General features: G+C 50.8%; 19 protein-coding genes. 12 read left to right on the plus strand and 7 right to left on the minus strand.

The window, feature by feature from the left end; genetic code table 11:
• Window positions 1-88: 88 nt before the first annotated feature.
• A complete protein-coding gene (locus tag PMI41_RS08790) occupies window positions 89-2380 on the plus strand; it encodes an EAL domain-containing protein (RefSeq protein WP_244423916.1) in 2292 nt (763 codons plus the stop codon).
• Between the two features lie 44 nt (window positions 2381-2424).
• On the opposite strand, the gene PMI41_RS08795 is transcribed toward PMI41_RS08790, so the two are convergent.
• Complete coding sequence (locus PMI41_RS08795) at window positions 2425-4242, minus strand: thioesterase family protein (RefSeq protein WP_008123880.1); 1818 nt, start codon at window positions 4240-4242, stop codon at window positions 2425-2427.
• Between the two features lie 317 nt (window positions 4243-4559).
• Here PMI41_RS08795 and PMI41_RS25240 point away from each other — a divergent pair, with 317 nt between their 5' ends.
• Window positions 4560-4706: a hypothetical protein gene (locus PMI41_RS25240; protein WP_008123882.1), complete on the plus strand. Its 147-nt coding sequence runs from the start codon at window positions 4560-4562 to the stop codon at window positions 4704-4706.
• Window positions 4707-4721: 15 nt separating this feature from the next.
• Here PMI41_RS25240 and PMI41_RS08805 read toward each other — a convergent pair whose 3' ends face one another.
• From PMI41_RS08805 to PMI41_RS08820, 4 genes are all read right to left on the minus strand, one after another.
• The gene (locus PMI41_RS08805; protein ID WP_008123884.1) at window positions 4722-5519 is read right to left on the minus strand and encodes an inositol monophosphatase family protein; all 798 of its coding nucleotides are present in this window, start codon (window positions 5517-5519) and stop codon (window positions 4722-4724) included.
• Window positions 5520-5547: 28 nt separating this feature from the next.
• Window positions 5548-6612 carry an ABC transporter ATP-binding protein gene (locus PMI41_RS08810; RefSeq protein WP_008123887.1) on the minus strand — a complete coding sequence of 355 codons (1065 nt, stop codon included), beginning with the start codon at window positions 6610-6612 and terminating at the stop codon, window positions 5548-5550.
• A complete protein-coding gene (locus PMI41_RS08815) occupies window positions 6612-8834 on the minus strand; it encodes an iron ABC transporter permease (RefSeq protein WP_008123889.1) in 2223 nt (740 codons plus the stop codon). Before PMI41_RS08815 ends, PMI41_RS08810 begins: the two co-directional genes overlap by 1 nt.
• An 81-nt stretch (window positions 8835-8915) precedes the next feature.
• A complete protein-coding gene (locus PMI41_RS08820; protein ID WP_008123892.1) occupies window positions 8916-9944 on the minus strand; it encodes an ABC transporter substrate-binding protein in 1029 nt (342 codons plus the stop codon).
• A gap of 164 nt (window positions 9945-10108) precedes the next feature.
• Between PMI41_RS08820 and PMI41_RS08825 the strand changes: the two genes are divergently transcribed.
• Entirely contained in the window at window positions 10109-11140 is a 1032-nt protein-coding gene (locus tag PMI41_RS08825; RefSeq protein ID WP_008123894.1) for a substrate-binding domain-containing protein, read from the plus strand.
• Here the strand turns inward: PMI41_RS08825 and PMI41_RS08830 are convergent.
• Both PMI41_RS08830 and PMI41_RS08835 read right to left on the minus strand, forming a co-directional pair.
• Window positions 11130-12524: a diguanylate cyclase gene (locus PMI41_RS08830; RefSeq protein WP_008123897.1), complete on the minus strand. Its 1395-nt coding sequence runs from the start codon at window positions 12522-12524 to the stop codon at window positions 11130-11132. The genes PMI41_RS08825 and PMI41_RS08830 overlap by 11 nt on opposite strands.
• Before the next feature lie 101 nt (window positions 12525-12625).
• Window positions 12626-13132 carry a peptide deformylase gene (locus PMI41_RS08835; protein ID WP_040854166.1) on the minus strand — a complete coding sequence of 169 codons (507 nt, stop codon included), beginning with the start codon at window positions 13130-13132 and terminating at the stop codon, window positions 12626-12628.
• A gap of 166 nt (window positions 13133-13298) precedes the next feature.
• Between PMI41_RS08835 and PMI41_RS08840 the strand changes: the two genes are divergently transcribed.
• The 9 genes from PMI41_RS08840 to PMI41_RS08885 all read left to right on the plus strand — a co-directional run bounded on the left by PMI41_RS08840 (window position 13299) and on the right by PMI41_RS08885 (window position 20232).
• Entirely contained in the window at window positions 13299-15488 is a 2190-nt protein-coding gene (locus tag PMI41_RS08840; protein WP_008123902.1) for a PAS domain-containing sensor histidine kinase, read from the plus strand.
• Window positions 15489-16598: 1110 nt separating this feature from the next.
• Window positions 16599-16796, plus strand: a complete 198-nt coding sequence (locus PMI41_RS08850) for a hypothetical protein (protein WP_008123909.1) — start codon at window positions 16599-16601, stop codon at window positions 16794-16796.
• A 1-nt stretch (window position 16797) separates the two neighbouring features.
• Window positions 16798-17112: a hypothetical protein gene (locus PMI41_RS08855; protein ID WP_008123911.1), complete on the plus strand. Its 315-nt coding sequence runs from the start codon at window positions 16798-16800 to the stop codon at window positions 17110-17112.
• A gap of 244 nt (window positions 17113-17356) precedes the next feature.
• Window positions 17357-18034, plus strand: a complete 678-nt coding sequence (locus PMI41_RS08860) for an SOS response-associated peptidase (protein ID WP_008123913.1) — start codon at window positions 17357-17359, stop codon at window positions 18032-18034.
• Window positions 18035-18047: 13 nt separating this feature from the next.
• On the plus strand, window positions 18048-18347 hold the full coding sequence (locus tag PMI41_RS08865) for a hypothetical protein (protein ID WP_008123915.1): 300 nt from the start codon (window positions 18048-18050) through the stop codon (window positions 18345-18347).
• Window positions 18348-18361: 14 nt separating this feature from the next.
• On the plus strand, window positions 18362-18712 hold the full coding sequence (locus tag PMI41_RS08870; RefSeq protein ID WP_008123918.1) for a hypothetical protein: 351 nt from the start codon (window positions 18362-18364) through the stop codon (window positions 18710-18712).
• Window positions 18713-18923: 211 nt separating this feature from the next.
• Window positions 18924-19223, plus strand: coding sequence for a hypothetical protein (locus PMI41_RS08875; RefSeq protein ID WP_008123920.1), 300 nt, complete (start codon window positions 18924-18926; stop codon window positions 19221-19223).
• Window positions 19224-19479: 256 nt separating this feature from the next.
• Window positions 19480-19629, plus strand: coding sequence for a hypothetical protein (locus tag PMI41_RS25190; protein ID WP_162130118.1), 150 nt, complete (start codon window positions 19480-19482; stop codon window positions 19627-19629).
• An 84-nt stretch (window positions 19630-19713) separates the two neighbouring features.
• Window positions 19714-20232, plus strand: a complete 519-nt coding sequence (locus tag PMI41_RS08885; protein ID WP_008123923.1) for an AAA family ATPase — start codon at window positions 19714-19716, stop codon at window positions 20230-20232.
• Window positions 20233-20310: the final 78 nt, after the last annotated feature.

Raw genomic sequence — 20310 nt, forward strand, 5'->3', positions numbered from 1 at the left:
AACTGATTAATTCGTTTTATCTTGCTCGAGGCTGCGCGTGCGACTGTCAAACTTTCATACTTTTGACGCTGTCCGATCCATGTTCGGAATGCGCGGGAATATAAACCCCGTCGTCAAACGCCGTGTCTATGCAGAGCAGATGGATGTTGCACTCAGGCTGGCACCTTTCACAGTACTAGTGGCAATGTGCGTTACGTTCGTGGTCACTTACGTATTCTGGGACATCGGCCCCCGCCCCTATCTGGCGGGTCTAGCCACAGTTGTCGCTTTGATGACGGCAATTTCACTATTTGCATGCTGGCAATGGTATAATGTTCCGAAGGTCAAGGAACTCGGCTTTGACGCCATAAAATACCTTATCATCGTATCGGCGCTTTATGGCATTTGTCTCGCAAGCATACCTTTGATGCTTTTCTTGAATGCCGATGCCTATCATCGGCTGCTGATAGCCTGTACCGCAGCAGGTTTAATGGCGACTGGCATCGGCGTAGCAGTTGTGCCGCTTGCTGCAATCGCTTATTCCGGCACAATCATCACCGGCTCGTTTTTCGCATTGGCCTCCACCGGCGAAGATTTCTTTCTTTTTATCGCGATTCTGTTGGCGTTTTATGCGCTCTTCATTTTGTTCACGATTGTTCACATGAGCAATCTCATTGTTATGAGAACGCTCGATCAGATTAAGGTCGAACAGCAGAAAGAAGTTATCAGCCTGCTGCTCTATGATTTTGAAGAGAATGCCAGTGACTGGATCTGGGAGACCGATGCTGATTTGAAACTGCAGCATACGTCGCCGCGTTTGGCTCAAATTGCAGCTAAAACAATGCGCGAGCTGCAAGGCATGCCTTTCGCGCAACTCTTCAAGATTGACCAGTCACATGCTGATGCCGCCATGAAGGTTGGCTCGATTTGGCAGGCAATCGAAAACAGGACAACCTTTCGCAATCATATTCTGCCGGTGAACATCAAAGGTGAAACGCGATGGTGGTCGCTCACAGGTAAGGCAATTTTTGACAATGCCGGACAATTTGTCGGTTACCGGGGTGTAGGATCGGACGTTACTGCCGCAAAACAATCCGATGACCAGCTATCATATCTGGCACGCTATGACGTGCTGACCGACCTGCCTAACCGCACCTTGTTCAACGATGAATTGAGCGAGGCAACGAAAAAACTGGAACATGGCCTGCGAAGCTTTGCAGTATTCTGCATTGATCTTGATGAGTTCAAAACAGTGAATGACAGTTTTGGGCACGGCATTGGCGATCAATTGCTCAAACAGGTGGCTGACCGTCTTCGGGGTAGTTCGCCATCCACCTATACTGTTGCCCGCCTGTCGGGAGATGAATTTGCCATTTTGGCTACGGGCGCAGACCATGCCGCGGCCACAGAACTTGCCCAGCAGTTGGTGCACAATGTTTCTCAGCCATTCTGGATCGACGGTATCCAGATCAACATCCATATAAGCATCGGCATTGCCATCGCGCCGACCGACAGCGTCAATGACATCATGCGCTGTGCCGATCTGGCATTGTATCGCACCAAGAATGAAGGCCGCAACAGCTATCGTTTCTACGAAGTGGAAATGGATGCGCGCATTGAAGCCAAGCGTGCATTGGCAATGGACCTACGTGGTGCACTGGCTCGTAATGAGTTTATTCTGCATTTCCAGCCAATCGTCTCAGCTGCCACGCTTAAAACTGTTGGCTTCGAAACACTCCTGCGTTGGAAGCACCCGGTTCACGGCTTCATTTCGCCAACGATCTTCATTCCGATTGCAGAAGAGACCGGTAACATCATCCCCCTTGGCGAATGGATTATTCAAGAGGCGTGCCGCACAGCGGTCAACTGGCCGGCAGATATCAATGTTGCAATCAACATCTCGGCAATCCAGTTCCGGCACTCCGACCTTGCATCCATTGTGAGAGATGCGCTGACAAAGAACAAACTCAATCCTAGCAGGCTGGAACTCGAAATAACGGAATCCGTATTTCTAGAGGCGAATGTTGCTGCGATTTCGCTGCTACGCCAGTTTAGAGCCATGGGCGTCAGCGTAGCATTGGATGATTTTGGTACTGGATACTCCAGTCTGAGCTATCTGCGAAAAATGCCGTTCGACAAGATCAAAATCGACCAGTCCTTCGTGCGTGACCTTCCGCATAACCGAGGCAGCTTGGCGATTATTAGAGCTGTTATGGGCTTGGGCGCCAGTATGGGTATGAAGATTACTGCTGAGGGCGTCGAAACACGCGAGCAGCTCGCATGCCTTCAAAAAGAGGGCTGCGACCAGGTACAGGGCTTTCTATTCAGCCCTGCCGAGCCGGTGGAGAAAACATTCGCTCTGCTGGAGTTTGATCGCGAGCGATATCAAGTCGCAAGCTAGGCTCAAAGCAAGTTATTCGCCTGCACATATTAAACTTATTAGTCTTAAGCCTGCCGTTTCGATTGCTCGATAGTTTTGGGCCGATAGCTGGGCGACAAGCGTGAGTCCTTTGGCCAGTAAGCAAGAAAGCCCTTGATCACCTCTCCAGGTATATCAAGCGGATTGTAGTGCTCCCTATCCACAAACATCAGCGACTGCTCGCCATGCCCCAGCAACCCTTGCGTGCCACTGTGTATTTCATGGCTTAAGGTCACGAACTTCCGATTATGGCGGGCAATCTTGATTCGCACACTGATCTGCTCAAACTCTTTAGACTCGCGACGGTAATCATGGGTGAAAGAGCGCGTAAGAATGTAAAAACGCGTTGTTGCGAGATCAAAATCCGGCATGCAAACATTGAAGAACAACTCGCGCGCCTTACCGACCCAACGCACATAATTTGCGAAATACACGTTACCGACTGAATTGGTGTCGTCATAAGTGGGGACGAGCTGCATGACGAACCATTCCCCATCAAAGCCATGCGATGGCGAAATCTCCTCACTGCCTGCAGCCGACATCAATGGCGTAGACGTCATCATGCGCACCGGTTGATCGACGATATCCACAGGGATGGCTTTCGAGCGCGGCCCAACCAGTTCAATGATCACTGGCAATGCACCGATGAGGCCAATGAACGGTGATATAATCAGGAATCCAGGAACCGGCTCTATATAGCCGATTATAAAGATCAGCGATGAGCCGCATCCAATCAGGAAACTCAAAACAGGATCAAACCGCGCTTTTGCGCCCAAAGATTCGCAGACAAGATTTGCAGATGCACTCACGAATAACGTTGCAAATGGCATCATGAAATACATGAGCGAAAAATTGGCTGGCACAGCTGCATAGGAGACCCACGTCGCGCCTATCAAAAGCCAGAGCGGAGAGGATGCAATATTGTCAGGGATCAGCGCCAGCAGCGGACTGTTACTACGCAGATTTTTCCCTTTCAGGAACCACGAGGTTGCGCAGTAGAAGCTGTCGACGGTAGACGCCAAGGCAATGACTGTCCAAATGACAAAGGCCCCTGCAAGATAAGATTGGCCGCTTTCAGCAGCAAGAACTGTGGCAGCTGAAACCGCTCCTTGGGCACTCGGCAAGCCATCAATGGAAAGAATACTGCCAATAGGCCCAACCGCCGACGCAGTCAGGGCATTAAGAAACAGAAAGCTGAAAAAGAGCAATGCACCCAAGCCATAAGCCCGCCCGACATTTCCACCTTCACGCTTGATAGTCACGGCACGCTGCCAATGCTGTATATCCAGCCAGGGTCCAAGGAGAAAGCCTATCAGCGTAGGCATGATCAGACCGTAGAATCGCGCGTCGAAACTCTGTAGCGGCACGCCAGGATATGTCGATGTTTTTGCAAGGCCGACATAGAGAACGATACCGGCGGTTACGCCGACAGCAGTGTACAGGATATGCAACAGTTTCAGCTGCTGCAAAGTAAGCGCGTGACCAATAGCGCAGGCAAATAACAATAGGAGCGCGACACCAACGCCCGAGCCTTCACCTACGATTGGCTGCCAGAGATAAGCCACAAATCCAAAGATCGTCACAACCAACGCTGCCATTTGAAACAGCAGGAACACACCCGCGTAACGGCCTTCAATGTCCTTGATAATTTGGTCGGGTGAGCGTTTGGTTCTTCCCAATATATAGCCGAAGAGCCAGAGCCCTGCAACATTCGCTATTGCAAAGCCAAAGAAGCCCAGCCAGCCATATGTCAGCGTGACGTGGATGGAATAGAAAAAGCCTAGCCCCCACAGCCAGGATAGACCTATTGTCGGCGCCCACAGTAAATCCCGCACAAACTTCATGATATCTGCTTTTCCAGAACCGGTGACCCACACACCAACGTTAATCGATGTTATTTGTCGTGATAAGTCAATGATCTGCGCCCTGCGCCAGCCTCGGGAAACCATACTTTTTACAACGTGCTTAACCGTCGCGTGGCACTGCTCATCCAAAGGGCTGTAACAGCCAACCAAAAGTGTACCATTTTGACACTCTTGAGACCAACAACATATCGCAACAGGATGATATTGCACTCAAATTCAGGCCGCTAAGCTATTGCCAGCCTGATAATCAGATGATCTATACCTTTAGTATTAGATAATTTCTGGAAGGATGAACAATGAGTCGAAATGTGCTTTTTCTGATTATTGGCGGCCTTATTGTATTGGTCGCCGGTTTGGGATTTTACATTTACGATAAAGAGTCGAAGCCCGACGGCATCGAGCTTAAGATTGGTGAAGGCGGCGTTTCCATTCAGGAAAATTGATCGCCGAGGACCTGATTAGAGATTGGCGATTGCACGCAAATCTGTAACGGCGCCCGTAGATGCAGCGAGTACGGGCGCTCCCTTCGTAAGCCCGTCACCCTTGACGGGAAATGGATGGTGCCAACCACCGGCTTCTTTGACAAGGCAATATCCAGCCATGCAATCCCACGCATGCATATATGGTTCGTAGTAGCCGACCAGCCTGCCCGCAGCCACGTAGGCAAGCATCAGTGCGCCGGAACCATTGCGTATAAAGTTTCCGCCGGCATCAAGCAGCTTCTCAACGATCAACGCAACCGTTGCAGGACTCACATGATGGTTTGCACCTATTCCCGTAACCGCATTGCGTATGGTCCGCGTGCCATCAAGTTGCAGGGTCTTGCCATTCAGTGTCGCCCCCATTCCTAGGGCTGACGAATACAGCTCATCATTGCATGGAACATAAATCACACCGATTGCAATCTCTTCGCCATAAAGCGCTGCAATTGAAATACACCAGCTAGGCATGCCGTTGACGAATGGGCTGGTGCCATCAATCGGGTCCACGACCCATGTGTAGTCAGATGTACCAGAGCTGACGCCATATTCCTCACCAAGCACCGCATCATCGGGAAAGCTCTCCATTATGCGGGAACGAATAAGTTCCTCTACTTCCCGATCAGCAATCGACACGACATCCTGAGGATCGGCCTTTGTTTCGACAATCAATTGCTCACGCGCATTGAAGTACTTCAGCGCCAGTGCTCCAGCCTCGGTCGCCATCTTTTGAGCCAAGGCAAGGCGTTCCTCAAGATGGGCAGCATGCGATGTCATTATCTATTCCCCTGATACAACTGGTAGATCAATTATTGATGAGCGCTATACCGCGGCTGTGAAAGCCGATAGCGACGCTTGTTCCCGGCTCCAAGTGCTGATCGACTGCCGGATCAACCACAAACAGCGTGCCCGCATCGGTTTCAACTTCATATTCCACATGGTCACCAAGATAGGCTGCAAACTTTATCTTTCCTGGAAAAGCGGCGTTTTCAGATGCCTGCAAGGTGATTGCATTGGGCCGCACTGCAAGCTTGGCGGGACCGGGGACAGCATTGCCGCGTGCAGGAACACTATGCTCAAGTTTCCCGACACGAACTGTAGCCTTGCCGACTTCATTTTGCAGTACTTCGCAGGGCACAACATTTGCCTCGCCTATGAAGTCAGCAATGAAGGAGGAGACTGGCGCTTCGTATAGTTCGCGAGGAGACCCCTGCTGGGCTACCACGCCGTCCTGCATCACAATAATGCGGTCAGAAACCGCTAAGGCCTCTTCCTGATCATGGGTGACATAAACGGCGGTAAAGCCAAGACGCTGCTGGAGTTCCCGAATTTCCGTACGTACGCGGCGGCGCAAACGCGCATCAAGATTGGACAGTGGTTCGTCGAGCAAAAGCACTTGCGGTTCCAGAACCAGCGCTCGGGCTACCGCGACACGCTGTTGCTGCCCACCGGAAAGCTCTGCCGGTAGCCTTTGCCCATAGCCGGCCAGTCCAACCTGATTAAGGCCCTCTTCCGCCCGCTCTCTAGCCTCGGTTTTCTTCATCTTGGATGATTCAAGACCGTAAGCCACATTCTCCAGAACTGACATATGCGGAAACAACGCATAGGACTGGAATACCATGGAGACATCCCGTTCATTGGCGGGAAGCATAGTCACATCCTTGCCGCCAATCATGATGCGTCCAGCGGTGGGGTGCTCGAGACCGGCGAGCATACGTAATGTGGTCGTCTTGCCGCAACCGGATGGCCCGAGCAGAGTAACCAGCGTTCCGGGCTGTATATCAAGCGACAGATCGTGAATGGCGGTAAAGGTGCCAAACTGTTTTTTGACGTTGGAGAAAACAACTGATCCTGTGAGGTTGGTTGCCATTACGCGGCCTTCTCTGGAGATGCGGATGGTACGAAAGCTGTGGCGACGCGGTTTTCACGGCGCAGTTTTCTTTCTCCCACCAGAAGCTGGAAACAGGTGATGATGACGATCATGACAACGATCAGCATGGACGAGTAAGCTACCGCCACGCCGTATTCACCGTTTTCGACAAGACCGACGATATAGGCAGTCGCCATGTTGTACTCGGCACTGACCAAGAATATAACTGCGCTGATTGATGTGATTGCCCGCACAAAAGAGTAGACAAGAGCTGCAACTATCGCCGGACGCAGCAGTGGCAAAATGACTTTGCGAATTGTCCGGAAGCTGGCAGCGCGCAAAGTCAGCGATGCTTCATCAAGGCTCTTGTCGAGCTGGCTCATGGCCGCGACGCCGCCTCGTACGCCAACAGGCATATTGCGGAATACGAAACAGGCAACAAGGATCAGAGCAGTGCCGGTCATTTCCAGTGGAGGCAGATTGAACGCCATAATGTAACTGATGCCGATAACGGTGCCCGGAATGGCAAAGCTCATCATCAGTGCAAACTCGAACACATTGCGGCCAACAAAACGCTGCCTGACAATCAGGTAGGCGGTCAGCAGCCCAACGGCCGCTGTCAGAGGTGCTGCGATCAAGGCAATCTTTATGGTAGTCCAGAACGAATTCCAGGCGACACCAGTCCAGGAAATTGAGCCATTTGCAAATGTGAACGAAAACGCCCGCTCGTAATGTTCGAAAGTAAGCGTGTTATCGAGGCCCCACGTGCGAACGAACCCACCAAAGAAAATCATCCCGTAAATGACCAGTGTGAAAATGATCCATGGAACGACAATCGCATGGACGCCTATTGATAGGGATTTTGGAAGAGCAATATGAGCGCCGGAATCGCCTTTCCCCGTTACCGTCGCGAAACTCTTGCCCGAAAGCCACAGGCGCTGCGCCAGAAACGCTGACAGCGTAAAGAACAGAAGAATTATCGCGAGCACTGCTGCGCGGGACGGGTCATTTTGAGAGCCGACAACAGCGAAGAAAATCTCGGTTGAAAGAACGCCGTGGCTGCCGCCAAGAACGAGCGGATTACCAAAATCAGCCATGCTTTCGATGAAACCAATCAGAAAGGCATTTGCCAGACCCGGCTTCATCAAGGGCAGCGACACTTTCCAGAATGTGCGCCAGCGATCTGCACGCAAGGTTTGCGAAGCCTCTTCCATCGAAGGACTTACCCCCTCGACCACTCCAATCAAAACCAGAAAAGATATCGGCGTAAACGACAATACCTGTGCAATCCAGATGCCGGTTAATCCATACAACCAGCGGCCCGGTTCAATCCCGAAAAGGCTCGACAGTTGCTGGGTGACCACGCCTGCACGCCCAAAAAGCAGGATCAGCGCAAGTCCAATCACGAAGGGTGGCGTAATGATCGGCAGGATGGTCAGAAGGCGCAATCCCTTCTTGAACGGAAAGCGCGTACGCGTCGCGACCAGCGCAAAGCAAAGCCCGAGAAGAGTCGAGCCAAATGCCGCCAGTATAGCCAGCAACAGCGTGCGCCAGGCGATCCCGCAACGATTACCACCTATGACGCAATCCAGACTCCAGATCGAAGGATCCTGAATGTTGCGGATAAAACCGGACGGATCGAACGAGCCATCGAAGCTTTGAAATGCCCCGACAAGCATGCTTCCAACCGGGTAGAAAACAAAGATCGCGACCAGAAAAACCAGCAGTGCAATTGATGCGACAACAAAAGCGTCACCTCTGAGCACGCCCCTTTCCGCAAGGCCATATGAAAACAGCAACACAAAAGAGAGAGCAACGAGACCGGCACCCGCCCCCATTGAGGGTTGCCCGTCCGAAAGTGGCCCGAACAAATGTTCACTGATGAGCCACGTCCATCCCGTAAATCCGACGGCCAGTCCTTGAAGCACGAGAAAGAGCAGACCCGCAGTTCCGGCAGTGACAAGAAGATTTGACCGGAGCTTTGACACGTTCAAAGTGCGGGCACCAAGGCCCAAAACGAAAATCAACGCGATAATGGCTATAGTCCAACGACCGTAAGCAAATATCTGGACAAGCCCTGGCGCTTCTGCGCTGCCAGAAGGAAAACCACCAAGCCAGCCAAAGCCGTAAAAGCCCGTCTCAATTCTGTACCAAGGCACCAGAATGAGACCTGCAAGTCCGATTCCGAGAGCAATGTTTAATCGCCGGTCACTGCGTTCCATAAGGCTTTCCGCGCACTACAGGGGAATTGTGAGAGGCATGCCCGGGCTGTCCATCCGGGCACAAATTGAATTATTGGAAACTCAGTTGGCGCTCGCGCCAATTTCCTTATCCCAACGCTCAAGCAATTCCTTGCGCTTGGCAGGATCACCATAAGTCTTGAAGTCATAATCAATGAGTTTGATATCTTCGAACTTCGGCGCTTCTGGCGGAACAGTCGCAGATTTGTTCGACGGCAACTGGAAGGATTTTGCATCCTTCATGTGCGACTGAACTTCAGCACTCAGTGCCCAGTCATACCACTGTTTGGCCTCATCAAGATTGCGCGCGCCCTTGATGATCGACATTGAGCCGATTTCATAGCCTGTGCCTTCGCAAGGAGCGACTGCCTTCACAGGGAAACCTTCGGATATCTGCGCTACCGCATCATGCATGAAGACGATGCCAAGAGCCGTCTCGCCACGCGCAGCTGCCTTTACCGGCGCTGACCCGGATTTGGTATATTGAGAAACGTTGGCGTTAAGCTGCTTGAGATATTCATAGGCCTTGTCTTCTCCCATAATCTGTACGAGAGACGCCAAGGCCGTATAGGCAGTACCCGATGAATTCGGGTTTGCCATCTGGATTTCACCTTTATACGCAGGGTCGACAAGATCAGCCCAGCACTTGGCTTCTTTAAGGCCCTTCTTCTTCACGATGTCCGTATTGTAACCCCAACCAAGTGCACCGGCATAAACACCAACAGTTTTGAAGTCGGCACTTTCCGCCTGTTTCTTCGCCCAATCCTGCAACTGATCCAACAGTGGCGATTTGTACTCCTGTGTCAGGCCTTCCGAAGCGGCCTGTAGATGCGGATCGCCGGTGCCAGCCCACCAGATATCAGTCTTGGGATTACGTGCCTCCGCGCGGATTTTGGCATAGGTCTCGCCAGACGAGAGCCGCACCATGTTAACCGCGATGCCCTTCTCTTTCTCAAACATGCCCTTCATCATTTCACAAATGACGACATCGGCAGAGCAGATCAAATTGAGATTTCCGGCGGCCTTGGCTTCGCTCGGCAACATCTGAAAACCTAAAGCAAAAGCAGCGGCAATTGCGAATACTGAACGCATAAATCTTCCTCCCTGGATAATACGGCACCTCCATGCCGCACGCATTTTGCAAGCGTGTGCAAAAGTTTCACATCGTTCATTACGTTGTCAAGTAAGGAACTTGATTGCAGCCAAGAAATTTGCATATGAATACACTTCCGATAAACGCAAGCGCGTGCAAAAGCATGTTGGGGGACTTATTGAGCAAGTCATTTGTCAGTGCTAACGACGTTGCACAACATGCAGGCGTATCGCGATCAGCCGTTTCGCGCACATTTACTCCCGGCGCCAGCGTCTCGGAGGAAACCCGCAAACGCGTCATGAATTCGGCGCAAGCCCTCGGATACCACGTCAATCAGCTTGCGCGAGGGCTGATGCGAAGCGAGAGCGGTATTGTCTGCCTAATCGTATCCGAGATGGACACGCCATATCGCGCAAGGCTTGTTCGCGCTCTTACGCATGAGCTGCAAAAGGCAGGAAAAGTCTCCATGCTCATAAATACTGACCGCTCTGATGGCGGGGTCGATTCAGCTCTGCGTCAGACGCTGAGTTATCGGGCTGACGCATCGATTTTACTCTCGGGCCTTCCCGATAAAGCCATTACCAAACTATGCCTTGATAGCGGGCAGAGGATTGTACTTATTAACCGCGATGATGACATCAGCGGACCATTCCATATCAATCTTGAAGATCATCAGGCCGCCAAAATCGCAGTTAGTGCGTTTCTACGAGCAGGCTGCCGCTCCCTTGCATTTGTCAATTCTGAAGTTGGAACGCCCAGCCTGATGGCACGCGAAAAAGGCTTCCACGCTGCGGCCGCCGGCTTGGGGCTCAGTGTGGTAACCGCCCGACATGGCAACACGGTATATGAGAGTGGCAGACGTGCTGCGCATGACCTTCTGACCGGATTAAACCGACCGGATGCTGTCTTTTGTGTGAATGACTTGATGGCACTCGGATTTATGGACAGTGCCCGACAGGATTTCGGCATTCGCATACCAGAAGATCTGTGCGTGATCGGTTTTGATGATATTGAGCAGGCTGGCTGGTCTTCATACGCACTGACCACCTTTGCCCAGCCGATCGATCAGATCGTTCAGGCAAGCCTATTTTGGTTGGGTGACGTTAAAGACAATCAGAACGTTAAATCAATGACTTTCAACGCGCCGCTGGTGTGGCGAAAGACAATTCGCGGAAACCATCAGCCTATTTCGTGAAAGAGCCCCAGAGACTGATTCTCGCGCGCCCATTACGTTTTGACTCGTAGAGTGCAGTATCCGCCAAGTTCAGAAGGTCATCCGGCCCTGCGATTGACAACCTGTTGTCTTCATCGAGTATCGCAATTCCAATGCTGACCGAGACCAACCCGCTTGGGCTGGCTTCGTGCTTGAGATTCATTGCAGCAACCGAACTCAGCATCTGATCGGCCGCCTTCATCACCTCGTGCTTGGCAGCGCCGGAAAGCAGTGCTGCAAACTCCTCGCCGCCAAAGCGGGCAAGCGATCCATCCGTTTGCTTGATAACCTTGTTCAAGGCACGGCTTACCTGAACAAGACAATTATCACCTGCGAGATGCCCATAGAAATCATTATATGTTTTGAAATGATCAATATCGACCATCACCACTGCCAAGCTTTTGTGAACTTCATGTGCCTGTCCAAACGCCTGCCTCAGAAGATGACTGAACTTCCTCCTGTTGGGCAAATTGGTGAGGTGATCACGCTCGGACAGGTTTTTTAGCTTGCGGTTTGCCGTCAGAAGCTTTTCTTCGAGCTTCATCCGCAGTTCAACAGTGCTTGAAAGCTGTTCTTCGATACGCTTTTGCATGCTGATATCGACACTGGTTGCCAAGAGCCGCACAGGAGCACCGTCAGGCCCATATTCAACAATCTTGCCGCGACTCAATATCCAGGTATCGCCACCATCCGGACGCTTCACCCGGTAGATCGCTTCAAAGAACGGATTTTTACCACTCAATGCGTCGTCGAATGCCTGCAGCGTATGTGCCCTGTCGTCCGGGTGAAGGATATCCCAGGCGACGCTCGATTTTTCAACGGCATTTGGGTCAAGTCCCAGCAGGACGCGATATTGTGGCGAGCGCCAAACTTGATTGGCCGGAATATTGAGGTCCCAAATCCATTGGCCCGCGCTCTCCAGTGCATAGGCTGTTCGCTGTTCAGTTTCCTGAAGTTTGCGTGTCGCCCGGCGTAGCTCGGTAATATTGGTGTAGGCGACTGAAATTCCCGCAAACTGCCCAAGATCGTTCATGACTGCGGCGGCAGAAACCATGAAGCACTCTTCGGCAATCTCAACTTCACCATCTGGGATAATTTCACCATTCCGGGCAGCAGACAGGGCGCGGCATAACAGCGGCGCGTGCTGCGGAATAATATCTTCTATATTGCGTCCTACTGCCCGTTCACTTTCTACGCCAAGTAATCGGGACAATTGATCATTGATGGTAACGATCAAACTGTCCTGATTGAGGTAGCAAAGGCCAACGGGTACTCTGTCATAGACTGCTTCAATCTGGAGTAAACGATCACCACCACGCTCATTCGATGTATTGAATGGTGATTTTCGCGACTTGCTGATCGGCATGACCCTAGTTCCACTTTGCCTTCCCACATTGCCGACGGAAGAAAGATTCAGTCAAGAGGAATACTCTGTGACGAGGTTAATGATTTGTCATCATCCTCAGATCAGACTTCTTTGGCGGTCCGGATTTTATTGAAGCGCTTCACAATTCTATCACGCTTCAGTTTTGACAAACGGAAAATCCAGAACAACCCATCGAGCTGGTCGATCTCATGCTGCAGGCAAACTGCCAGAAGACCATCTGCAGTCTGTGTTTTCTCGATGCCGGCCAAATCCTGATAACGCACCCGAACCGAAGCGGGCCGCTCGATAGAATCTGTAACACCGGGCATCGATATGCTTCCTTCATCATGCCGCGCCATCTCGGCAGATGACCACTCCACTGCAGGATTGACATAAACGGAATGGCCTGAGTCTCCAGGAATATCTATGGCAATGACGCGTTGCATAACCCCGATATGAGGTGCGGCAATTCCGATCCCTGGTGCCGCCCTCATCGTATCGAGAAGATCATCCGCCAACTCGTGCAAATGCTTATCGAACTCCTTTACAGGCCGTGCGGCTGCTTTCAAACCGGCATCCGGAAACATCAGTATCGTTCTTCTTGTCAACTTAGTTCTCCATTAAACAGTCAGGCACGGTGTCGATGAAATTTGCTTTAGCCCTGCTGTAGCGCAATGTCTCAAAGTAAGCTTGCTTTACAAGGTTGGCGGGGAGCGATAATCGAAAGAACTTATATTGTCGCTCCGCAGATCGGGCGCACAAAGAGGCTGCTAAATGCCGGACAGTAAAAGCATAGTGAAACCGCAGGTGTTGCCCAAAGGCGCGTTGGGAATGACGCTGTTGGTCTTGGCGACAACTATAGTTTCCTTCGTTGTCATGATGGGCATAACCAGCATTTCGCCGACAAAAGCGGTTACACAGGTCATTATCGGGGCAAACGCGGTCTCCATTCTGATCCTGATTTATCTGTCCTATGCAACGTTAAGAAAACTCATCTTCTTCAAAAGCAAGGAGAAGAACCGTGACCTGCATACTAGCATCACCATTATCTTCGCTCTGATTGCGTCGATCCCCTCGATCATTGTTGCCTGTTTTTCGCTGATCGTTCTCGATAACCGGCTGAATTCATGGATCAATCCCGAGAATAATCAGATTATCGATATGTCGATCAAGGCTGCCCAGTCGTATACGGAAGACAATGCCCAAAGCCTTCTGTCCACGACGCTCTCGATGGTGATTGAACTCGACCAGAGAAGGCTCCTCTACAATCTCGATAGAGGCGCTTTTTCGGATTGGCTGACCTACGATGCTGACCGGAATAATCTGCTCGGGGCCTCGCTCGTCAAATCGAATGGCGAAGTGGTCGTCAGCGCACGATTGTTCAATGATCTGACACTTCCTGCGGTTCCTCTCAAAGCGATAAGCGGAGCGGCAGGGGAACGTCCTGTGTTGATACCGCCAGGAGCAACCAATCTCGTAGGAGCGGTCATCAAGACCCAAGCGCTGCCTGATCTCTATCTCTACACAATTCGGTCTGTCGACGCGTCTGCACTAAATAATATGCGCATCATGACGGACAATAATAAGGAATATCAGCTGCTGGCCAGCAACCGGGCCAATACGCAGATTGCCTACGCGCTTCTCTATACTGAACTGACACTGTTGCTGTTGCTGACGGCGGTCTGGACAGGCATCGCAGTTGCAAACCGTGTCGTGCAGCCAATCCGCGTTCTCATCGGCGCGGCTGAAGAGGTAGCAACTGGCAATTTCGATATTTCCGTGCCCGTTAAAGGTTCAGATGGCGACATTGGCGCTTTATCGCAAACATTCAACAACATGGTTGGGCAGTTAAAAACCCAACACCATGACCTCACTTCAGCCAAAGACGAGATTGACGAACGCAGGCGTTTTACCGAGGCAGTGCTGTCCGGCGTTACGGCGGGAGTTATCAGCGTCAATGCAAATGGTGAGATTGCAGGCTTGAACCGCCCCGCCGAGAACATGCTTGATATCAATGTGTCGGATGCACTTGGCAAACCTGTTACGACTGTATTCCCGGAGATCAGCGAGATATTTGCCCTTGCCGGCATCCATGATCGTTCATCAAGCCGCAGGCAAATCAGTATCACACGCAATGGTGTTGCCCGCTCTCTCAACGTTCAAATAACGCGTGAAGACGCCGATACAAGAAATGCATCCTTTGTCGTTACGGTCGACGATATAACCGACCTTGTAGCCGCTCACCGGTCGTCCGCTTGGGCAGATGTGGCGCGACGTATCGCTCATGAAATCAAAAACCCGCTTACACCAATCCAGCTGTCTGCCGAGCGTATTCGACGGCGCTATGGCAAGGTGATCGTTGAGGATCGCGCGATCTTTGACCAATGCACTGACACCATCATCCGCCAAGTTGGCGATATTGGCCGTATGGTAGATGAATTTTCAGATTTCGCACGAATGCCGAAACCGCAGTTCACAACGACAAATGTGGTCGATGTGCTGAAGGATGCTTCATTTCTGGTTGAAATCAGCAACAATCGCATCACGTTCGAACATGATTTCGGCGATGAGCCGCTTCTCGGCAATTTTGACAATAGGCTCTTGGGTCAGGCTTTTGGCAACATTATCAAGAATGCATCCGAGTCGATTGATGGTGTGCTCGAGCAGGGTATTATCGACCAAGGATATATTCTTGTCAGAGCCACAGGAGCCGGGTCATCTATTATGGTTGAGGTACTGGACAATGGCAAAGGACTGCCTTCAGAAAACCGGCACCAACTGCTTGAGCCCTATGTCACAACCAGAGAAAAAGGCACAGGCCTTGGGCTGGCAATTGTCAACAAGATCATTGAAGACCACGGCGGACGCCTTGAAATGCTTGATGCGCCGACAAATTTCCATGGCGGGCGTGGCGCATTAATGCGGATGGTGTTTCCCAGACTCGTAGAAACCTCCGCCGCCTAACCCGCGCATCACGATCTTTCAAAGTGTACATCAAAATGTGATGACGCATCCAACCAGCAAAAATTGAATCAGATTAGCTATATTGCTATAGTCCAATTCTCTGATTAACAGCGCTCGAAAGGAATATTTCGCAGCCGGGTCAGAGGACAGGATCACGACATCGACCAACGACATTGGCACCGGCCAAGATAGTCACGTGATCGTTGAGAACGCACTGGTTTTAATCAGTTACGCTCAGGAGGAGTCGATATGATGCGGCACACAAAACAAAATGGCGATATTTCCAACTGGATGACCTGCTCAATGATTCTGTTCGGTACGCTCGCTGTTACGGCGGTGTTGTTCGCCGTATAAGCATAGGTAAACACGCCGATCATTATAATGCATGAAGCTTCGCGATACCTGCTTGTTCTGTTAGAACAGGGGTCTCAAGGGTATCGCTTGTATTACGTTTTCAGAGCTTCGCGCCGCGTAAACGCCAATTGATTTTCAGTTTGTGAAATTGCTGCCGACAGCGCCTGAGATATTTCGTCCAGATTGGTCAAGGATGTTAACTCGAACAAGGCATGCAGCTCGGCCTCTGTGTGCTCTAGCACTGCCAATTTCTCTTCGAGGTTGGGAGTTATCCTGCTCATTGTGCTCGCTCGTTACCAACCAAGGCAGAGTAGCATCAACACTTCATGTCTGTATCTTAGCCTTTGGTAGCATAGGTGACGCTAAACGACCTGTTTTGGCGTATTCTTGAAGTTTCCATGAGGTTTGTTGCGGCACCTCAGCGCGCTATGCGGGTTCACCCATCCCGATATCGTCGAATGGATGGCAGGACTTATCCATAGTTGAAAATGAAGCTATGGTGATTTCAGAAAAATGGTGGGCCCGGAGGGACTGCCAGAATCATTGATTTGGTTGCATAATTTAGTGGCTAACTTTTAGCCAAATCTCGGTTTGTTCCGAACATAATGGCTAACAAGATTTCCAAACTTGACTCTTTTTGCTAATGAGAACATTTTAGGAACATCGCAGCAGATTGCGGCTGCTTCAAAACACAATTTAAGACTGAATGACCCTGCCTGCATGGGGCCGGACAGGCTTGTCTCTAAGGAGAGAGCCATGAATGAAACAGACCGAAGCTACGAGGATGAGGCCGACCAGCTGATTGCGGAACATGAAGGCGATGCAAATGCCGCTATTGCTAGGCTGATTGAAGAACGCAGCTTCCTGACCAAAGAACTTGAATATGCATCGCTTGCCATGGGCTTCGGGTTTGCCCGCGGTTGGAAGCCCAAACTCTTGAAGCCGAGGCACTGACATGGCGAGGAGCAGAGGCGAGCCGCCACCAACCCTCATTGATAAGTATTATCCTTTTCAAGTCGCCCTTCATGCCAGCGAAGTCAAAATGCGCTTCGACAATGTTGAGTTTCTGGCAAGGCTTCTTGGTCGATATCGCTTGAACAGGAATGTCCACGTTCATCCCGATGTCTACATCGTCTACATGTTTGGCGATCAACATGATGCAGAGTGCTTCCAGAAAGCCTTTGACGGTGAATGGATAACTCCCGAACAGAGCAGAAGAAAAAAGTGGACGCCACGATACACTTGGATGCCGGTCGAGCGTCGTGGCTAGCAGCCGCCGTCGATTGGGAACAATCAAGAATACCGAGCGGTTCAGCCAGCTTCAGTCATGGGATGAACTTTTCGGCTACTGCATGAAATGCGGCCACATAGGCAAACTTAATCGGTATGAACTGGCGTGGAAATTTGGTCAGAATGCTTACATCCAACCGCTTAGTTTCAAATTGAGATGCACGATGTGCAATAACAAAACATCGAATATGATCGGGGTAAGAAACCAACTGAGAGACTAGTCTATGTGTAACCTTTACCGGCACAAAAGCAGTTATCGAGAGATTGCAGACTTATTCAAAACACGCAGCAATCTGACCAATATGACTGACTTCGATCTGGAAGTCTTCCCGGACTATCCGGCTCCTATCGTCAGAAACGATGCCCATGGTGAGCGCGAACTCGCCATGCTGCGATGGGGAATGCCCTCACCCGACAAGGCTGTTACCAGCACGGGCGTGAACTATGGCACCACCAATATTCGCAATACGCATTACTCCCATTGGCAAAAGTGGCTTGGCAAGGAGTTTCGCTGCGTCGTACCTGCAACGAGTTTCTCAGAGTATGGCCCTAACCCCGATCCAATCACCAATCGCAAACCCCTGCACTGGTTTGCTTTGAACGAGGATCAGCCCATGTTCTGCTTTGCCGGACTATGGACACCATGGCGCGGTATCAGGAAGGCGAAGGAAGGTCAGATCGACGTTGAGGTGTTCGGGTTTTTGACGACCAATGCCAATGCTGTTGTGAAACCTATTCATGACAAGGCGATGCCAGTCATTCTCAGGACGCCTGAAGAATTCGATATCTGGCTCAATGGATCACCCCGCGAAGCAATGCAGCTACAGCGGCCCCTGCCCGACAATGACTTGATTGTTCTCGCGCCACCAACCAAAGCCGAAGAAGAGCCCCTATTGCTCTAGGAGGAGCGACATCATGCACCTGCGAGACCGGCTTATAGGGAAAAAATTCAAGTCCTTCTCTACAACAGAGTTCAATCAGTTGAATCTTGACTTCGCCGATGGGAGTGGGTTCGGCATCTACACTGACACTGTGGTCACTTGGAAAGCAGACGAACAGCGTATTGCGGTTTCAGACTTTGTTGAAGCGTCAGATACATTCACGATTATATTCGATAATGGATCAAAGATTGCTATTTCGCGTGTGCCAATTTCTCCATCGCCTGAGATATTCCAATTTCATGACATCGACGGAACAGTGGTAGTTGAGAACTAATTGGAGGAAGCACCATGCCTTGGTTGGTCAGATTTCGAGGAAAGACTTTCGCCGGCGATGAGTTTTGGGACTCCGAATTTGAATTTGAAGTCAGGGAAGCATTGAAAGATCGCAGAGAATTGTCTGGCTCTGCCGATATAATCATTTCGGATGATGCCGCTTACAGCGTGTCAATTGCCGAATCCACAAATCCCGATGAGTTTCCCTACAAAGGCGTCCATGGAACCCATGACGAGCTTGGTGAGGTTTTCATCTTTTACGGAATGCCCGACAACGGCGATGGCGATGTCTTTGCATTTTACGAGAACAGTAATTGGGGAGCGCGTCTCGATAACGAAGTTCCATTCAAGGGGGATGGCTCATGATGATCGTTGTTCCAAAGCGGGATGGCCCATATCCAGAGCGTGAGACTGATTGTCAGATGGCGGTGGAACAAACATAGGTGATCCTTGTTCTCTCATTGACTCCGAAGGTCTATTACTAAACACTGCTGGGATCGTCGGGCATGCACACATCGGCCACTGACGATTGAGAGATAATACGTGCTCCCGCCACACACAAGCGAGGAGTAACGCGATGGTCACCAAAGGACTTTATGTAGCTTTTGAAGCAAAACCTGGGCTTGAAGGAGCTGTCGCGGACTTCCTAAAAGCAGGACTATCGATCGTAAATAAAGAACGCGATACCACTGCATGGTTTGCGCTGGAGATGGGTCCTGCGAAATTTGGAATATTCGACGTCTTTGAAAAAGAAGACGGACGGGATTTCCACCTTAATGGAGACTTGGCCAAGTTGCTATTTTCCCGCGCAGACGAGTTGTTTTCATCCCCGCCTGTCGTGCAGAAACTGGACGTAATTGCTTCCAAACTCCCTTGATGGCGAGCGCTACGCTCGACTGTAAAACCATTGGCTCAGGAAATCTACTGCACTAGGTCGGAACTGATTCATTGCAAGAGTCGTTCACCGACTCATGGAAGATTTACCATTAAAAGAAGTAACCGTAATGACCGCCAGCTTGGCAAGATGAAGATCCTCACCTCCGTCATCCAAGCAGCAGAGTTCATCGTGAATGAATGGCCGGGAACGGATAGCGAAAAGCTCGACATTGCCAAGCACGCGCTTATCAAATGTTATGACGGTGAAATGTCACCCGGCGTTGCCCGCATTGGCCTTCATAGAAGCTGCCAAGGAAGCTGATATCTACATTGAGGCCGCGGAGCGCACGGTATCTACCGGCATGCCGGGTAAAAAGCGCCAACGCAATACAATGCGCAGCGGCTAATAGCGCAAACTTGAGCCGAGATTTGAGTCAGCCAAGGGGCACGGTCAAACATCTGAGAATCTCCATATCGTCAAAGAGGTATAAATGCTGATCATTATGAGTGGATTGCCGGGAACTGGAAAAAGCACCATTGCACGCGACTTGGCTCGTCGATTGAATGGTTTTCATTTGCGTGCAGACACTATTGCTCAGTCCTTAATCTCCGCTGGCGTCGTTATAGAAGACAATAACCCAACATCTTATGTTGTGGGCCACGCCATTGCAGAGGAAAACCTTCGACTGGGGGCTGTGGTGATCGCCGATTACGTGAATAGTACTGAGGAAAGCCGGCGGGCTTGGCGGGATGTTGCATCACGAGCCGAAGTCAGTTTTGAAGAGGTTGAGGTCACATGCTCAGATGTATTTGAACACCAACGTCGTGTAGAAAACCGAGTTTCAGACATCCCTGGAATGGAACTTCCAACATGGCAACAGGTTGTTAACCGAACGTTTGAAAAATCAAAAACGGGCTCTACGATTATCGATACTGCTGCCGCAAACATAGAAGAAACTCTTGATGCACTGGTTGTTCCGATCAAGACAAGCTTACGTAAAGATATATAGGCGCCGTCCAATCTCGGAGGACAGAGCGGCGCTGACGTGCAGTGATGCGATCGAGTGTCAGCGCATCTAGTATGAGTT

The organism is Phyllobacterium sp. YR531 (assembly GCF_000282595.1).
Taxonomy (GTDB): domain Bacteria; phylum Pseudomonadota; class Alphaproteobacteria; order Rhizobiales; family Rhizobiaceae; genus Phyllobacterium.

What these genes read in the sequence shown, in the direction of transcription:
- PMI41_RS08790 (WP_244423916.1), top strand. Translation starts at nt 89, where the DNA reads ATGCGCGGGAATATAAACCCCGTCGTCAAACGCCGTGTCTATGCAGAG.
- PMI41_RS08795 (WP_008123880.1), bottom strand. Translation starts at nt 4,242, where the DNA reads ATGAAGTTTGTGCGGGATTTACTGTGGGCGCCGACAATAGGTCTATCC.
- PMI41_RS25240 (WP_008123882.1), top strand. Translation starts at nt 4,560, where the DNA reads ATGAGTCGAAATGTGCTTTTTCTGATTATTGGCGGCCTTATTGTATTG.
- PMI41_RS08805 (WP_008123884.1), bottom strand. Translation starts at nt 5,519, where the DNA reads ATGACATCGCATGCTGCCCATCTTGAGGAACGCCTTGCCTTGGCTCAA.
- PMI41_RS08810 (WP_008123887.1), bottom strand. Translation starts at nt 6,612, where the DNA reads ATGGCAACCAACCTCACAGGATCAGTTGTTTTCTCCAACGTCAAAAAA.
- PMI41_RS08815 (WP_008123889.1), bottom strand. Translation starts at nt 8,834, where the DNA reads ATGGAACGCAGTGACCGGCGATTAAACATTGCTCTCGGAATCGGACTT.
- PMI41_RS08820 (WP_008123892.1), bottom strand. Translation starts at nt 9,944, where the DNA reads ATGCGTTCAGTATTCGCAATTGCCGCTGCTTTTGCTTTAGGTTTTCAG.
- PMI41_RS08825 (WP_008123894.1), top strand. Translation starts at nt 10,109, where the DNA reads ATGTTGGGGGACTTATTGAGCAAGTCATTTGTCAGTGCTAACGACGTT.
- PMI41_RS08830 (WP_008123897.1), bottom strand. Translation starts at nt 12,524, where the DNA reads ATGCCGATCAGCAAGTCGCGAAAATCACCATTCAATACATCGAATGAG.
- PMI41_RS08840 (WP_008123902.1), top strand. Translation starts at nt 13,299, where the DNA reads ATGCCGGACAGTAAAAGCATAGTGAAACCGCAGGTGTTGCCCAAAGGC.
- PMI41_RS08850 (WP_008123909.1), top strand. Translation starts at nt 16,599, where the DNA reads ATGAATGAAACAGACCGAAGCTACGAGGATGAGGCCGACCAGCTGATT.
- PMI41_RS08855 (WP_008123911.1), top strand. Translation starts at nt 16,798, where the DNA reads ATGGCGAGGAGCAGAGGCGAGCCGCCACCAACCCTCATTGATAAGTAT.
- PMI41_RS08860 (WP_008123913.1), top strand. Translation starts at nt 17,357, where the DNA reads ATGTGTAACCTTTACCGGCACAAAAGCAGTTATCGAGAGATTGCAGAC.
- PMI41_RS08865 (WP_008123915.1), top strand. Translation starts at nt 18,048, where the DNA reads ATGCACCTGCGAGACCGGCTTATAGGGAAAAAATTCAAGTCCTTCTCT.
- PMI41_RS08870 (WP_008123918.1), top strand. Translation starts at nt 18,362, where the DNA reads ATGCCTTGGTTGGTCAGATTTCGAGGAAAGACTTTCGCCGGCGATGAG.
- PMI41_RS08875 (WP_008123920.1), top strand. Translation starts at nt 18,924, where the DNA reads ATGGTCACCAAAGGACTTTATGTAGCTTTTGAAGCAAAACCTGGGCTT.
- PMI41_RS25190 (WP_162130118.1), top strand. Translation starts at nt 19,480, where the DNA reads ATGACGGTGAAATGTCACCCGGCGTTGCCCGCATTGGCCTTCATAGAA.
- PMI41_RS08885 (WP_008123923.1), top strand. Translation starts at nt 19,714, where the DNA reads ATGCTGATCATTATGAGTGGATTGCCGGGAACTGGAAAAAGCACCATT.